11 protein-coding genes are annotated in these 14391 nt (G+C 69.0%); 4 read left to right on the forward strand and 7 right to left on the reverse strand.

The window, feature by feature from the left end; genetic code table 11:
* Positions 1 to 18: 18 nt before the first annotated feature.
* Together D7Y04_RS32890 and D7Y04_RS32895 are read right to left on the reverse strand one after the other, a co-directional pair.
* Entirely contained in the window at positions 19 to 1197 is a 1179-nt protein-coding gene (locus tag D7Y04_RS32890; protein ID WP_121761855.1) for an efflux RND transporter periplasmic adaptor subunit, read from the reverse strand.
* A gap of 289 nt (positions 1198 to 1486) precedes the next feature.
* Positions 1487 to 3130, reverse strand: a complete 1644-nt coding sequence (locus D7Y04_RS32895) for a hypothetical protein (protein ID WP_121761856.1) — start codon at positions 3128 to 3130, stop codon at positions 1487 to 1489.
* A 252-nt stretch (positions 3131 to 3382) separates the two neighbouring features.
* Between D7Y04_RS32895 and D7Y04_RS32900 the strand changes: the two genes are divergently transcribed.
* On the forward strand, positions 3383 to 3928 hold the full coding sequence (locus D7Y04_RS32900) for a DUF2378 family protein (protein ID WP_233601673.1): 546 nt from the start codon (positions 3383 to 3385) through the stop codon (positions 3926 to 3928).
* On the opposite strand, the gene D7Y04_RS32905 is transcribed toward D7Y04_RS32900, so the two are convergent.
* Positions 3904 to 5454, reverse strand: coding sequence for a hypothetical protein (locus D7Y04_RS32905; RefSeq protein WP_121761857.1), 1551 nt, complete (start codon positions 5452 to 5454; stop codon positions 3904 to 3906). The genes D7Y04_RS32900 and D7Y04_RS32905 overlap by 25 nt on opposite strands.
* A gap of 269 nt (positions 5455 to 5723) precedes the next feature.
* Here D7Y04_RS32905 and D7Y04_RS32910 point away from each other — a divergent pair, with 269 nt between their 5' ends.
* From D7Y04_RS32910 to D7Y04_RS32920, 3 genes are all read left to right on the forward strand, one after another.
* Positions 5724 to 6230: an SgcJ/EcaC family oxidoreductase gene (locus D7Y04_RS32910; RefSeq protein ID WP_121761858.1), complete on the forward strand. Its 507-nt coding sequence runs from the start codon at positions 5724 to 5726 to the stop codon at positions 6228 to 6230.
* A gap of 247 nt (positions 6231 to 6477) precedes the next feature.
* Positions 6478 to 7725 (forward strand): TerB family tellurite resistance protein, encoded by a 1248-nt coding sequence (locus tag D7Y04_RS32915; RefSeq protein WP_121761859.1) that lies wholly within the window; start codon positions 6478 to 6480, stop codon positions 7723 to 7725.
* 174 nt (positions 7726 to 7899) lie between these two features.
* Positions 7900 to 10782 (forward strand): HAD-IC family P-type ATPase, encoded by a 2883-nt coding sequence (locus D7Y04_RS32920; protein WP_233601674.1) that lies wholly within the window; start codon positions 7900 to 7902, stop codon positions 10780 to 10782.
* A gap of 130 nt (positions 10783 to 10912) precedes the next feature.
* Here D7Y04_RS32920 and D7Y04_RS32925 read toward each other — a convergent pair whose 3' ends face one another.
* From D7Y04_RS32925 to D7Y04_RS32940, 4 genes are all read right to left on the reverse strand, one after another.
* Positions 10913 to 11731, reverse strand: coding sequence for an SDR family NAD(P)-dependent oxidoreductase (locus D7Y04_RS32925; protein WP_121761861.1), 819 nt, complete (start codon positions 11729 to 11731; stop codon positions 10913 to 10915).
* Positions 11732 to 11908: 177 nt separating this feature from the next.
* Complete coding sequence (locus D7Y04_RS32930) at positions 11909 to 12382, reverse strand: RICIN domain-containing protein (protein ID WP_120593667.1); 474 nt, start codon at positions 12380 to 12382, stop codon at positions 11909 to 11911.
* Positions 12383 to 12432: 50 nt separating this feature from the next.
* Complete coding sequence (locus D7Y04_RS32935; RefSeq protein WP_121761862.1) at positions 12433 to 13059, reverse strand: hypothetical protein; 627 nt, start codon at positions 13057 to 13059, stop codon at positions 12433 to 12435.
* 237 nt (positions 13060 to 13296) lie between these two features.
* Entirely contained in the window at positions 13297 to 14235 is a 939-nt protein-coding gene (locus D7Y04_RS32940; RefSeq protein ID WP_120574997.1) for a hypothetical protein, read from the reverse strand.
* Positions 14236 to 14391 lie beyond the last annotated feature (156 nt).

Here is a 14391-nt window from a genome sequence, read left to right on the forward strand (position 1 = left end):
GGTTCGCCTCTCGCGGCCCTACGGGTTCACCGGCAGGGGAGCGACCTCGACGGGCGGCGCCAGCGCGTTGTTCACGACGACGGCCATGCCGTTCTTCAGCTTGAAGACGCCGCTGCTGACCACGGTCTGCCCGGGCTTCAGGCCGGACGTCACCGCGACGTAGTCACCCCGGCGCTCTCCCAGCCGCACGAACTGCTGCCGAGCCAGCAGGGCCGCCTTGCCCGCGGCGTCCTTGCCCTCGGAGAGGGTGAACACCGAGTCACCGTAGGGGGCGAAGAGCACGGCGGTGGCGGGAATGGCCACCACCTGCTCGCTGGCGTCGGAGAGCACCTCCACGCTGGCGAACATGCCCGGCAGCAGCCGGCCGTCCGCGTTGGGCACGGTGGCGCGCATGCGCACGTTGCGGGAGGACAGCTCCACCTCGGGGTTGATGGTGGTGAGGTCCCCTTCCCAGGACTCGCCCGGGAAGACGTCGACGCGCAGGCGCACCTTCTGGCCCTGCTTCACCTGGGCCAGCGCCTGCTGGGGAAGCTGGAACTCCACGAGCGCGGGGGTGGAGGACTGCAGGGACGCGATGGGGTTGCCCGGAGAGACGAGCTGGCCCAACTCCACCTGGCGGATGCCGATGCGACCATCGAAGGGGGCGCGGATGGTCTTCTTGGCGATGAGGGACTTCAGGTGGGCCACGGTGGCGGAGGACTGGAGCGACCGCGCGCGGACGGCATCCAGGTCCGACTGGGTATTGGCGCCCTGGGCGTTGAGCTTCTCGGCGCGCTCACGGTTCAGCCGCGAGAGCTCCGCGTCGGCCTCGGCGCCGGCCAGCTGGGCCTGCTCGCTGGAGGTGTCGAGCTGAACGAGCACCTGGCCCTTCTTCACCGAAGCGCCGTTCTCGAAGCGGATGTCGTTGACGACGCCCGGCAGCTCCGCGCTCAGGGTCACGCCCCGAAGCGCCATCACGGTGCCAACAGCGATCCGGGTCCCCTGCCAGCCGAAGGACTCCGCCTGGGTGGATGTGACGGACTCAGGCGGCAGCACGAAGGTCTCACCGGCGTTGATCATCGAGACGATCTGGCCCGCCTTGATAGCCACGAGCCCCGCGAAGACCGCGAGCAGGAGCACCACGCCGATGATCCACCGCTTGAGGCGGCTGGCGCGGGGCGGTGAGGAGAGAGGCACTTCAGGAGCGGAGGCATGCATCTGGGGCACCCACGGGCTGACGGGAGCAGCCGTGTCAGGGAATTGGCCGCCCTGTAGCCGAACCGCCGCGCGTTTGCGCCCTTGAAAATCTGTTCAGGTTGTGACCACTCGCTGGGTTGGCTTCGCGCGCGCTTTTTCGAGCGCGCACGTGACGTGGCCGTTACGGGCGCGCGCCTGGCCGAAGAGCACCGTGTGCGGGCCCATTCCCCTGGGTGTGTGAGCGTAGGAGACGGGGCTCGGGGTCGCGGATGCGCCCACCGCGGCCAGCGTGGGCGCATCCTCTCATCGCCTACTCGCCGTAGTAGAAGCGGTTGCCCCAGACGAACGGAGTCGTGCCTGCGGGGGCCGTCATGATGCGGCAACCGGTACCGTCCCAGACGCCCTCCGGGCAGCTCATGGTGAACCAGTCCCACATCACGTAGTAGCCGTTCAAGGAGATGAACGGAGCGCTCCGGGCCGGGGCATTCCGGATGAAGCAGTTCATTCCATCGAACGTCGGCATCAGGTAGGCGCCCGTGAAGTACTGGACCGGCCTGGAACAACGGGGCCGCCCGTTGGACACCTTGGCCAGCCGCAGGTCCGTGTTGGAAGCGCCGCCGATCATCGAGTGGACGAGGAAGCCGGGCGTGTTCGCGCCGTCGTAGCTGAACCAGTTGGCGTTGTTGCGGTCCTCATCGTCGGTGTGGATGAAGCCGGCCGCGAGCCAGTGCGGGGACGCGTAGTGGGACGGCGCGAAGACGCCGTACTCCACGCCCAGGTTCGGGAAGGACGGCATCGAGTAGCCGTAGGAGGGCTCGAACATGCAGAAGCGCAGGGTCGTGTTGGAGTTGATGACGTTGGGCCAGGGGAAGCCCGTGTATGAGTTGGCGTTGTTCCGGTCCTCGTTGTCGAAGTGGCGGATGAACTCCTTGCTCCCCATGGGGCAGTAATCCCCCAGCTTGAGGACCGCGTAGGTTTCCTGGAACACGTTGAGGTTCGCGTTGTGGCTCAAGGGGCGGAACTGGGTGCCATTCACCCGGCAGAATCCGAACTTCGTCCCGTAGCGGTTCTGCTCCGTGGCGCCAATCCAGCCCCAGGTATAGTTGGCGTTACTGGAGTCCTCGTCGTCCATGTAGATGGTGGTGAAGAGGCTGTTCGTGGGACACGAAAAGCCATTCTTCGGAATCACCCCAATGTCATACGGCCCGATGAGCCCCATGAGGCCAGGCCTGGCCTGCGGGTCCTTGGGGGCGGAGGACACCGTGCAGCGAGCCTTGGACAGCGCCGAGTCGTCCGGGTGGCACTTGCCGTCCTGGCAGAAGACGCCGTCCTTGCACTCGCCCGGGTCGGAGGATGCCGGCGGAAGCGCGCAGGCCTGGAGCGAAACGCCCTGGCACATGGCCTGGGACACGACGGCCTCCGCCAGGTAGCAGGAGCCGTGCTCGCTGGCGAGGTCATCGCAATAGGCTCCGTCGCGGCAGATGCCCAGGCCCGGCTTCGGGTCCGCGAGCTTGCACGCGCACAGCGCCTGGGATGCGGCGGCGTCGAGCGGCTGGCAACCGCAGGCATCGCAGAAGGCACCATCGACACAGGAGCCCTGGCCACAGCTGGCGGGAGGCAGGTCGCAGGTGTCGCCCATCGGCGCTCCGGCGCACATGATCTGGGAGACCGGTGAACTCGCGGGATGACAGAACGCATCGTCGCCCCCACAGCCCCGGCCCTCACAATAGGAGTCGCCTTCACAGCGGCCCACGCCACAGACGGGATTGAGCAGGCCACAAGCGCAGGCAAGCCGCGAGATGGAGGACTCCGGCGGGTAGCACTGTTTGCCATCACAGAAGGACTCATCGACGCAGCCTTCGGGGATGGCCGGGGCATCCGCGGCGAGGGCTGGGGCCGCCCCGAGCAGTGCGAACAGGAACAGCGATTTCAGCAGGGACCAACGGAGGGGCATGGCAGACGACCTTCGTGAGGGTGGAAAGGCACGCACAAAGCACGTTCCATGCCTCGCACTCTCAGCCCCGTGCATGCGCAACCGAAAGGGCTTCCTGTAACGTCAGGAGCTACAGTACGATGCGCGTCGTAGCGGCCAATGCCACATGCGTCTTCGACTTCACCCCGCGCCCGTGTGCATCGCCGGGGCAATCCAGGGATGCTCCCGCACGTCCCGCCCCGCCCTGGGGCGACGCATGGGATGGGTGCCGCGTTGAGTGAAGAGATCGTCTACCGCCATGCCATCGAGGGGCTCTTCCTGCGCTCCGTGGGCACGCGCCTCACGCCGGAGCTCAAGGACCGGCTGCGGGCCATCGGCCTGGACCTGGACGAGAAGATTCCGCACCACACGCCGCGCCACGTCTTCGCGGAGGCCCTGGGCATCACCGCGCGCTACCTGTACCCCGACGTGGACGCGAAGGAAGGCTACCGGCGGCTCGGCATGGGCGTCATCAAGGGCCTGGAGCACACGCTGCTGGGCAAGGCGCTCGTGTCCCTGTGGCCCATCTTCGGGCCCGACCGCGTGCTCTCCCGCATGCAGGAGAGCTTCGCCACGGTGAACAACTACCTGAAGACCGAGCTCATCACCCACGGCCGCGCGGACCACACCATCAAGGTGAGCGAGTGCAACGGCAACCCGGGCTACCACATGGGCATCATCGAAGCGGGGCTGACCCGGGCCGGCGCGAAGAACATCCGCGTGGAGCCGTTCGACTTCAACGGCCACGCCTGTTCCTACCGCGTGCGCTGGGATTCGTGAGCCTTCAGCGCGGGCTCCCACCGGACAGGGCCATATAGGGGCGAGCCCGGTTCAATCGGGCGCAGAACCCGCCCCTGGGTATCGAGAGCCAGAACCTCGTCCGAGGCATCCTCCAGCACCTTGCCCGCTCGCAGGTCGATCCGCTTCCCCATGATCAGCACCGTGTCGCCTGCCCAGAACAGGTCGGAGTCCGGCGCTTCGCTCAAGACGTTCGGTGGGAATCCCGTCTCCACGTTCCAGAGCCACAGCCGCGCGCCCCACCGGCCGTCGGGCTCAACGGGGTTGACGCTCTCGCGCAGCAGGGCATGAGGCCCCAGGGACACCAAGACGTCCCCCAAGGGCACCCCTCGAACGGTGCGCCGCTCCAGGTCGATGACGGTGTGCACCGCCCTGGCAGGCTCGGACTCGGAAGCAGCCAACAACGACAACAGCCTTCCGTCACTTCCGGACAAGCGGATGTGCCTGCCCGAAAACGGCAGAAACATCCGCCAACCCAGGGGTTGATGAATCCTGGCGCCGTGCAACTCCAAGGGGCCAAGGTCCGGCTGTGTCTCGCAGACCACCACGACCTGCTCGTGCACCGCGTCCGCGAACACCAGGGTTCCATTGCAGCTCGAGGGGACCCAGGTCTCCCGTCGTCCATTCGCATGCTCCAGCACGATGGAGCGGTCCGGAGCGCGACGCAGCATTCCTTCCCCCATGGTTTGCAGGATGTCGTCGCCCTGGAGGAGTGGGCCTCCCTCCAGCCGACGGTAGCGGCGCACAGGGGTATCGCCATTCCAGCCGAAGTGCGAGCTGGAGATGACCGGCCCCCGGCATGTGGCGGGTGCGAGCGTGGTGTCCTCCCGGGGCCAGCTCTCCTTTCCATCCGCGTTCGTGTCCTCCACCACGTCGAACACCGCCCACTGACCAGATGGATCCAGCAGGGCCTGTCCGAGCAGGCCACGACCAGCGTCGAGCATGCGCTCGGTCCCCTGAAGCAGGTCTCGCACGACGGCGACAGGGCGCCCGCCCTCGGGACGCAGGTAGAGAAGCCGCAGGCCGTCCCGGGAGAAACTGGCGCGGATGAGAGGCTGGGGGCTCGTCGTGTCAGGCGTTACGTCCGTGGCCAGCATCTTCTCCTCGCGCGTCTCCACGTCGAGGAGCCAAAGCGTCGTGTCACGCACCAGGACGAGAAAGCGTCCCGTGGGGGCCACGGCGAGCACCTCGTCGATGCGGATGCCCGCTCCGGGCTCCAGGAAGAGGTACGGGCGAAGCGCGTCACCCACGATATTGCCGTGGAAGCCGAGGGCGATCTCGATGCGCCCATCGCTGTTGGTGTCCTCTCGTGCCTGGCAGGCGAACAGCCACCGCCCGTCCGGTGCGGAGTCCATGAGCACGAACGGATGCGCGGTGCCGTAGTCCTCGGCAGGGATGGCGGGAGCCACCGCGGCTGCCTGGGGCATGAAGAAGACCGGATGTGACGCGGGCCCCTGGGAGGCGCACGCGGCCAGCAACACGGTGAACAGCAAGGGATGAAGACGCATATGCCCTCAGTCGCATGCTCCGTCAGAGTCTAGCTCCACGTCGCTCGGCATGGCAGCGATATCCCACATTCCCTACCTATTGCTCCCATGCACTTCGACACCGGACGCCTTCGCCAGGTTCTGCGGGATTCTATGTCCGTCAGAAGGAAGCGCTGGCATGTATGGATTTCAGCAACGTCTGGAGCGTGGTCCAGTTCGACTGACTCCCCGTGCGCTGGGACTCGCAAGTGAGCTCCTTCCAGCACCGTCCCTCATGGCAGACTGCGGCCATGACCCGCTCTTCTTCTTTCGCAGTCGTCGCGGCGCTGAGTCTGGTGTTGGTGTCCACGGCGTGCACGGCCCCTGACCACGCCCAGGACGAGCAGGACCTCCGCCAGTGGGTGAAGGCGCAGACCGAGGCCTGGAACGCCCACGACGCGACGGCATGGACGCGGGACTTCACGGACGACGCGGACTTCATCAACATCGTCGGCACGGTGTTCCAGGGACGCGAGGAAATCGAGACGCGCCACGCCGCCATCTTCGCGAGCATCTTCAAGACCAGCCACGCCGAGGTCACCGTGCGCAAGATCCGCTTCCCCAGCGAGGACATCGCCGTGGTGGACACGATGCATGAGGTCACCGGCCACACGGGCCTCCCTCCCGGCGTGCAGAACACCGAGGAGGGGCTGCTGCGCACGCAGATGCGGTACGTGCTGAAGCGCACCCAGAAGCAGTGGCGCATCGTCTCGGGCCAGAACACCGACGTGAAGCCGGCTCCCAAGCCTGTGCCGTAGACGGGCGAAGAACCAGCCGTTCTTCGTGACGAAGAAGTCGAAGTGATTCGTGACCGCTCCGACGTACTGAAGGCCGGAGAGTAGGCGCAGCCCGGTGCGTTCATGGATCCCGAGCGCCCCAGGCAGCGGCCGTCCCTCCGGAGCCAGTGCCTGTCAGGGCGTCCGCGCGTGTCCAACGTTCCTGCAAGGCAATGACACACAGGAATGCCTGACCGGCCCCATTGGCGAGGGTCCGCGAGGAGGAACCATGACGGCGACGATGGAACTGGCTCCACGAGAGCGAGGGGAAGGCGCGGCGCTCCTCCAACGCTCCGTGCAGTTGGCAGGGGCGCTGACGCACGAGCTCTCCCCCAAGGACCTGCGCACGGGGCGCTGGTTCACCAAGCTGCTGTCCATCTACCTGCGGCACTACGACGCGCACGTGCTGCAAAGGACCCCCGCCGCGAAGGGGACGGGCGCGGCCGTCACCGAAGCCATCATCCGGCGGGCCTGCGGGGCAGCATTCCTCTCCGGCGCGGGGAGCGGCTCGCTGACCTCCGGCATCACCGCGGTCTCGGCGGACGCGGGCGCCCCCGGACTGATGTTGGCCATCCCCGCCTCGGGCCTGGTCATCACGACGGAGATGCTCGTGAACGCCCTCATCAACCTGGGGATGGCGTGCGACCTGGCCAGCGCCTTCCGCGTGCGCTTCGACCCGGAGGACCCCTCCGACTTCTCGCGCCTCTACGCCATCACCCGCGGCCAGGGGGAACATGAGGAGGACAAGGACGGGGACTCGCTCGGACTGGGGCGCGTGGAGCACCTGGCGCAGGCGAGGGCGACCGACCTGGGCGAGGACCTGGGGGCGAAGCTGCTGGGCGAGAGCGTGTCGCGCAACCTCGTGCCGTTCCTGAACGTGGTGACGTCCTCCGTGGCCAACTGGCGGCGCACCCGGCACCTGGGCAACTCGGTGCTGAGCTACGTGCGACTGCGCCGTGCGCTGGAGGACTCCGAAGCGGCCATCCGCCGCGTGGCCCCGGAGGGGGTGAGCCTGCTGCTGGAGAGCGCGTGGTTCCTCTTCGTCTCCGACGGCCGTCTCCGGCAGGAGGAGTCCGCCGTGCTCACCCACCAGCTCTCCCGGCTCTCTCCGGCACGGCGCCAGGAGACCGTGGGCCACTTCGTGGAGGATGTCTCCGCGTGGCTCAAGCGCCTGCGCTCGGCGCCGGCCAGGGCACGCGAGGTCCTCATGTGGTCCCTCCACCAGCTCTCCGCCGCGGACCTCACCGTGTCCGCGGCCGAGCGCGACCTGCTGCACAGGGCCGCGGAGGCCCTGCACACCTCCATGGACGGCGGGCACCTGGACACGCTGGTGCACCGCTACCGCGAGGAGGGCGTGGCACACGCGTTCGCCGCCCCGGCGCGAGCCGCGCGACCGGCACGCCAGCCGGCCGGCCGGAAGGGGGCGCCGGCCCCGCGGGCGGCAGGAGCGCGGGAGGAGCCGACGCGCATCCACTGAGGCCCCCCCTTTCAGGCCCTGGAGGTGGAGCGGGGTGTTGACGGGTGGAACAGCCGGCGCGCGGATGTCACACCTTCATCTTCCGACAGCGCGCCGAGCCTCCTTGTCCGGACGCACCACCCTCCCCATTTCTTGATGCCAGTCGGGGGGGGTGGGCGAATGGTGGTGTTCCTGATGGATGGACAGTCGGCACCCGCGAGGGTGGTCCGCCACGCGACCGCGGCGCGGCGGTTGCGCCTGGAGGTCCCCGGCCTGCGGTGGAACCATTCCCTCGGGAAGCGGCTGGAGCGCACCTTCGCCACCTGGCCCGGCATCGAGGAGGCAAGCGCGGAGCCCCGCACCGGCCGCCTGCTGGTGCGCTACGCGCCGGGGGCCCCGCTGCTGGCCCAGCTGCGCCAGCAACCCGACGAGCCGGTCCCCTGGCCCGTCCCGCATCAGGCCCGCCCGGTGCAAGGCACGCGGAGCGCTCCCCAGGAGTCGTGGCACGCGATGACGGTGGAGGCGGTGCTGGTCCGGCTGGACGCCACGGACCAGGGGCTCACGTCGGAGGAAGCGGCGCGGCGGCTCAAGCACTACGGCCCCAACCTGGCGGTGGTGGAGAAGCCGCGCTCGCGCCTGGCCATGCTGGGCTCGCAGCTGGCCTCCGTGCCCACGCTGCTGCTGATGGGCTCGGCGGGGGCCTCGGCGCTGGCCGGTGACGCGGTGGAGGCGACCGCCATCCTCACGGTGGTGGGGCTCAACGCGGGCATCGGCTACCGCATCGAGCGCCGAAACCAGGAGATGCTCGCCTCGTGGCAGAAGCTGGAGGCGGGCGCGGCCCAGGTGCTGCGCGGCGGCGTGCTCCTCACGGTGCCGGTGGCGGAGCTCGTGCCCGGGGACGTGGTGCTGCTGCGCGCGGGGGACGTGCTGCCCGCGGACGCTCGCGTGCTGGACGCGCACCGGCTCTCCGCGGACGAGGCGCCCCTCACCGGAGAAAGCGAGCCGCAGACCAAGCAGGCCGCGCCCGTGGATGCGCGGGCGCCGCTGGCGGAGCGGACGTCCCTGTTGTTCGCGGGCACGACGGTGGCGTCGGGACATGGGCGCGCCCTGGTGGTTGCCACCGGCGCGGACACGGAGCAGGCGCGCGTGCGGGAGCTGGTGGCCCAGGAGTCCGCGCCGCCCACGCCGCTGACGCGCAAGCTGGGCCAGCTGGACCAGCGCGTGGCGGTGGCCTCCGTGGGCGCGGCGGGGCTGTCCGCCCTGCTGGGGCTGGCGCATGGCCGCTCCGGGCCCCAGGTGCTGCGCGGCGCGGTGGCGCTGGGCGTGGCGGCGCTGCCGGAGGGCCTGCCCCTGGTGGCGACCGCGGCGCTGGTGCGCGCCATGCAGCGGCTTCACGCGCGCGGCCTGGTGGTGCGGCGCGTCTCCTCCGCCGAAGCGCTCGGAGGCGTCACCGTCATCTGCACGGACAAGACGGGCACCCTCACCCGCAACGAGATGCGGCTGGACGTGCTGGACGTCGGGGACGGCCCCCTGGACTTGTCCTCGCTGCGCCTGAGGCCCGACGCCGTGCTGGAGGACCCACCCACGCTGGCGCTGGCGCTGGCGCTGCTCAACAGCGACGTGGACGTCCACCGCAACGGCAAGGAGATGGCGGTGTCCGGCAGCTCCACGGAGAAGGCGCTGGTGGCCGCCGCGCACGCCGCGGGGCTGGACGGGGCCACGCTGCGCCGCGACTTCCCTCGCTGCCACCTCCTCGAGCGCTCCGAGGGCATCCACTACGTGGTGAGCGTCCACCGTGTGCCCGGCGACGGCATGGTGGCCTTCGTCAAGGGGGCCCCCGAGCAGGTGCTCACCCTGTGCGAGCGGGACCTGAAGGGGCCGCTGGACGCGCGCACGCGGGAGCGGCTGGCGCGGCGCAACGACGCGCTGGCGGAGGACGGGCTGCGGGTGCTGGGGCTGGCCTGGCGGAGGCTCCCCGGAGACGGGGAACACGCGCCCACGGGCGGCTACACCTTCATCGGCTTCGTGGGCTTGAGGGACCCGCTTCGCGACGGCGCGGCGGAGTCGGTGCGGCAGGCGCGCCGCGCGGGCATCCGCACGGTGATTCTGACGGGAGACCAGCCCCGCACGGCCGATGCCATCGCCCGGCAGGTGGGGCTGGAGGGCGACACGCTCACCCCGGTGGCGCTGGCGGAGATGCTCGAGCTGACGGGTGACGAGCTTCGCCGGAGGCTCGACCGCACGGCGGTGCTGGCGCGCGTGACGCCGGAGAACAAACGGGAGCTGGTGAAGGCGCTGCGCGCGCACGGAGAAATCGTCGCCATGGCGGGTGACGGCATCAACGACGCCCCGGCGCTCCAGGCGGCGGACGTGGGCGTGGCGGTGGGCGTGCGCTCCAGCGACATGGCGCGCGCGGTGGCCGACGTGGTGATGTCCAGCGAGGACCTGCGCAGCATCATGTCCGCGGTGGGCGAGGGCCGCATCGTCCAGGACAACCTGCGCCGCGCGCTGCGCTTCCTCTTCGCCACCAACCTCTCGGAGATGGCGCTGGTGCTGGGCGCGGGCCTGCTCGGCCTTGCGGATCCGCTCACGCCGCTGCAGCTGCTGTGGATCAACCTCCTCACGGACACGCTGCCGGGAATCGCCCTGGCGATGGAGCCCGGAGACCCGGCCATCCTCGACCGGCCGCCCGCGCCGCCAGGCATGCCGCTGCTGACGCGCCCGGCGGTGCGGCGCGTGGTGCGGGACGGAGCGCTGATGGCGGGCGTGGGAGGGCTGGGGCTGGCGCTGGGCGGGCCGCCGCTGGCTTTCGGGACGCTCACCGCGGTGCAGCTGGGCTACTCGGCCGTGTGCCGGGCGCCGAGGGAGACGCGGCGCAACCTCCCCGCGGACGGCGAGTGGCGCCTCCCCGTCTTCATCGGGGGGGCCACGGCCGTGCACATCGCGGCGCTCACCCTCCCCCCGCTACGGCGGGTGCTGGGCCTTCCCCCGCCCACGGCGCTGACGTTCGGCGGGCTGGCCGTGGGCCTCGTCCTGCCGGCCCTGATGGGCGCGATGCCCACGTGGAGCGGCCGGTGACTGACTCCACCTTCCCTGTCCTCCCGGGACGTCGGAGCCGAGACATCCATGCCGTCCAGCCGCACCGCCTTCGCCTCCGACTCCGGGCACCTGACAGGCAGGCACCCGGGGACCACCAGCGGCGGACGGCTCAGCCTTCCACGGGGCGGGTGAGGCCCAGGGTGTCCGCGTAGCTGTGCAGCCCGCGAATGTGATTGCCACCATCGACGGCCAGCGTGTCGCCGGTCATCCATGACGCGAGGTCGCTGCAGAGGAACGACACCACCTTCGCCACGTCCTCCGGCTCGCCACACGGCTTTCCGAGCGGCGTGTGGGAGAGGAACTCCCGCCCCATGGCTCCCTTCATGAGGCCGGCACCCTCGGCCAGGGGGGTGCGGATGGCACCCGGGGCCACGACATTCACACGAATGCCGTAGCGCCCCAGCTCCGAAGCCGCGACCTTCGAGAAGTTCGCGAGCCCCGCCTTGGAGGCGCAGTAGTGGGCGAGCCCGTCCGTCACGGCCGTCTGGTTCAACGAGGAGATGTTGACGATGGAGCCCGGCTGCTTCGCGGCGACGAGCGACTTCGCGAGTGCCTGGGTGAACAGGAAGGGCCCCTTGAGGTTGATGGCCAGGATCTGGTCGAACTCCTCCGCCGGCAATTCGAGGAGCGGGCGGAGGGTGGCCGACCCCGCGTTGTTCACCAGGATCCCCGGGAGGCCGAACTCACGCGTGGCCACCTCGATGGCCCGCGCCACATCCTCCGCGCGAACCACGTCGCCCGCGAAGGGCACGGCCCGAGCGCGCCCCTCCATCACCCGGTTGAGCTCGCTGGCGGCCGCCTCCACCTTCTCCGGGGTCCGCCCGAAGAGCAGGACGTTGGCTCCGTCCCGCATGAGGCGCGCGGCGATTCCCAGTCCGATGCCCTGGCCCGCTCCCGTCACAATGGCACTGCTCGATATCAGCTTCATGGTGGCTCCTGTCTCCTTCACGGACAGTGCGAGCCTACTCCAGTGAACCGCGGGCCCACCTGACAATCATTGCCCCAGGATGCGGAAGAGGATGGCGGACAGCGCGAACTTCAAGACCAGCCACGCCGAGGCCACCGTTCGAAACCCCGCCTTCCACCGGCCTCGAACCCGCCGAGGCTAGACGTCGTTCCAGACCTGGGTCGGCCCACCGATACACTGCTCTTGCTCCAGCTGGACGTCGTGCGCCAAAGGATCGGCAGTGGCACAGAGCCCGCTCTTCTGGTTCATCAGGCACTTGCCGCTCCCGTCAGGACACCTCTCGAACTTCCAGTTCTGATTTTCCTTGTGGTCACACTCGAACTGCTTGAGGTCCGCGCCAGGCTTCTTGCTCGCGTGATTCACTCCCATACACAGGCGGCTCTTATCATTCTGCAAGGCAAAATATCCGCCCCCTTCGTCCCGTTGGGCCCACCCTTGATTCTCTCCGCCATCACACCTGAACTGCTTGACATTCGCACCAGCGACCTCGCTCGCGTGATTGACACCGACGCAGTAATTGGCGTTGGAAGTCTGGAGTGAACGCGCCTCCGCGAATGACGCAGGGAAGCACAAGGGAACGGCCCACAGCAGGGTCAGAATCGAGCGTTTCATGACGACCTCCTTGAATGTCCTCGGCGCACCTTGTCCCCTGGCAGAGGCTCTCAACGGCGGGAGATTTTAAAGGTTCCACCGATGTTGAGGACGGCGGTCCCCTCCCGGCCCCCCGCATTGACGCGGAAGGTGATCCTGTCGGACCAATGCAAGACGTCACCATCCTTGACTCCTTTGATGGTGCCGTGGAGCTGGTAGTAGACGGGCACGGTGTGGTGCCCGTTATGGCCCAGCTTCTTCGTGGCTGTATGCCAGACCATCCCAGACTCCTTCATGTCTCCGACAGCGATGGCCACGAGCTTGTGCGAAACCTTGAACCCCCAGTTGACGTTGTTGAAGCGGCAGTTGTAGCGGGCGCTGAAGATGCCGTTCCGGTCCGTGAAGATGTGGTTGGCCTCATCGCATTTGACAACGTCGTACTGCGGCCCATGGCCGTTGGGCTTCGGCATGAAGGTTTGAACGCCTTCTTCCTCTCCGTCGCCCTGCAGGCTCTTCGTCAACGCCTCCGCCTCGGCGGCCGGCATCGGCTGGTCCCAGGAGATCTCGAGCGTGGCACCGGAGGTGCGGACCTCCGCACGAGTCTGCACGCCGGAACCCGGCTGCTCGGCTGCGGTGATCGGCGTGCTGGAGATCAGCAGCGTGCCAACCAGTGCAGCCAGAACCCTGGCGATCCGCATGGGGAAGCTCCTCTGCTCGCTGGGTGAACGGAAACTTGAAGCGTCTCTCGTTTGGGAAACCCACACGCAGTCATGGGGGATTCCGGCCCTGCCAGTTCCCTGGAAGCACTTCAGCGAGGAGTTCCGGTACGCCGCGACCAAGGGCGGCAGGACGCTCGGAGCACGAATGCTCGGGTGGTTTGACCGGGGTGGAGCTCTCCCAGACGCTGGGGGCCACACGCGTTGCGTCGGCGGGGCTTACGGCCCGGAGCGCTTCACGAGGGTCCTCCAGGCGATGAAGGGGGCGGAGTGAACCAGCGTGCGCGCGAAGGGCAGGCCGTGCGCATGCAGCCACTGGCGTGTCGCTTCACGCAGTCCGGCCTGTTCGAGCAACTCTCCCACGGTGTGCCGCGACAGGTCCTCCAGGACGGCGTGGAGCTCGGCCTTCAGCCCCTCGCGCACTTCGGGGCGCGCGAGGTTGTGCGCAAGCACCTGAGGCCCCAGGGAGTCGAGGTGCTCGTGGGGCACCCGGCCCAGCGCCTGCGCGGCCTCGGCCTCCGTCTTCTCCAGGGTGGACAGGAAGACCTTCTGGCGCCGTGCTCCCAGCGCGCGGGCGGTCTCCTCGCTGGCGAGCCGCTCGGCGATCCGCCGCTGTACCAGGGCCATGGAGCCGTCGATGACCTCGCGCACGCGGTCCTGCAAGCTGCCGCCCAGGCCCCCCAGGATTCCCTTGCCCGCCGAGGCCGCCGCTCTCGCGCCCCAGCTCAGCGCATCCCTCAGCCCGGAGACGCCAGCCCCGGGAGCTCCCGCAATGACCTTGCTCACCAGGGACGACAGGGTCTCCTGGAGCGTGGTGCGCACGGTCTCCCGTACCTGCTCGGACGCCACCATTTCATCGATGGCCTTGCGAGGCAGGTGCACCGGCTGGCCCAGGAGCGCCGTCAGGGACGCGGTGGCCTCAGCGGGGAGCCACGCGCCCATCTTGATGCGGCTCTTCGCCGCGCGCGCGAGCAGGCGCGTGCGCATGGGGACCCCCAACCGGGCGTGCCAGCCCGTCACCCGTTCGGGCGTCAGGGAGAGGTCGACCGCGGCGAGAACCCGATCGGGGTCCACCCAATCCGAGACGCGGGACGCGCAGAGCGCGTCGAAGGTCAGGTCCAGCAGTTCCAGGAGCGCGGCGTCGTCGAGTTCGGACATCGGGGCGGTCCTACTACGAGCCGGAGCCGGAAGAACGGGGACGACGCCTCCCATGTAGCCCCGTGTCCAGAAGGAGTCCTCGTGTCACTTCGCCCCTCAGCATGGCATCGGGGAATGGATCACCGCCCTCCAGAATGAGGGCGCCGTGATGGGTTG

The sequence above is a fragment of the Corallococcus sp. AB038B genome (genome assembly GCF_003668955.1).
In the GTDB taxonomy this organism is placed as follows: Bacteria; Myxococcota; Myxococcia; order Myxococcales; family Myxococcaceae; genus Corallococcus; species Corallococcus exiguus.

Coding starts and splice junctions, on each gene's coding strand:
- D7Y04_RS32890 (WP_121761855.1), bottom strand. CDS start 1,197: ATGCATGCCTCCGCTCCTGAAGTGCCTCTCTCCTCACCGCCCCGCGCC.
- D7Y04_RS32895 (WP_121761856.1), bottom strand. CDS start 3,130: ATGCCCCTCCGTTGGTCCCTGCTGAAATCGCTGTTCCTGTTCGCACTG.
- D7Y04_RS32905 (WP_121761857.1), bottom strand. CDS start 5,454: ATGCGTCTTCATCCCTTGCTGTTCACCGTGTTGCTGGCCGCGTGCGCC.
- D7Y04_RS32910 (WP_121761858.1), top strand. CDS start 5,724: ATGACCCGCTCTTCTTCTTTCGCAGTCGTCGCGGCGCTGAGTCTGGTG.
- D7Y04_RS32915 (WP_121761859.1), top strand. CDS start 6,478: ATGACGGCGACGATGGAACTGGCTCCACGAGAGCGAGGGGAAGGCGCG.
- D7Y04_RS32920 (WP_233601674.1), top strand. CDS start 7,900: ATGGATGGACAGTCGGCACCCGCGAGGGTGGTCCGCCACGCGACCGCG.
- D7Y04_RS32925 (WP_121761861.1), bottom strand. CDS start 11,731: ATGAAGCTGATATCGAGCAGTGCCATTGTGACGGGAGCGGGCCAGGGC.
- D7Y04_RS32930 (WP_120593667.1), bottom strand. CDS start 12,382: ATGAAACGCTCGATTCTGACCCTGCTGTGGGCCGTTCCCTTGTGCTTC.
- D7Y04_RS32935 (WP_121761862.1), bottom strand. CDS start 13,059: ATGCGGATCGCCAGGGTTCTGGCTGCACTGGTTGGCACGCTGCTGATC.
- D7Y04_RS32940 (WP_120574997.1), bottom strand. CDS start 14,235: ATGTCCGAACTCGACGACGCCGCGCTCCTGGAACTGCTGGACCTGACC.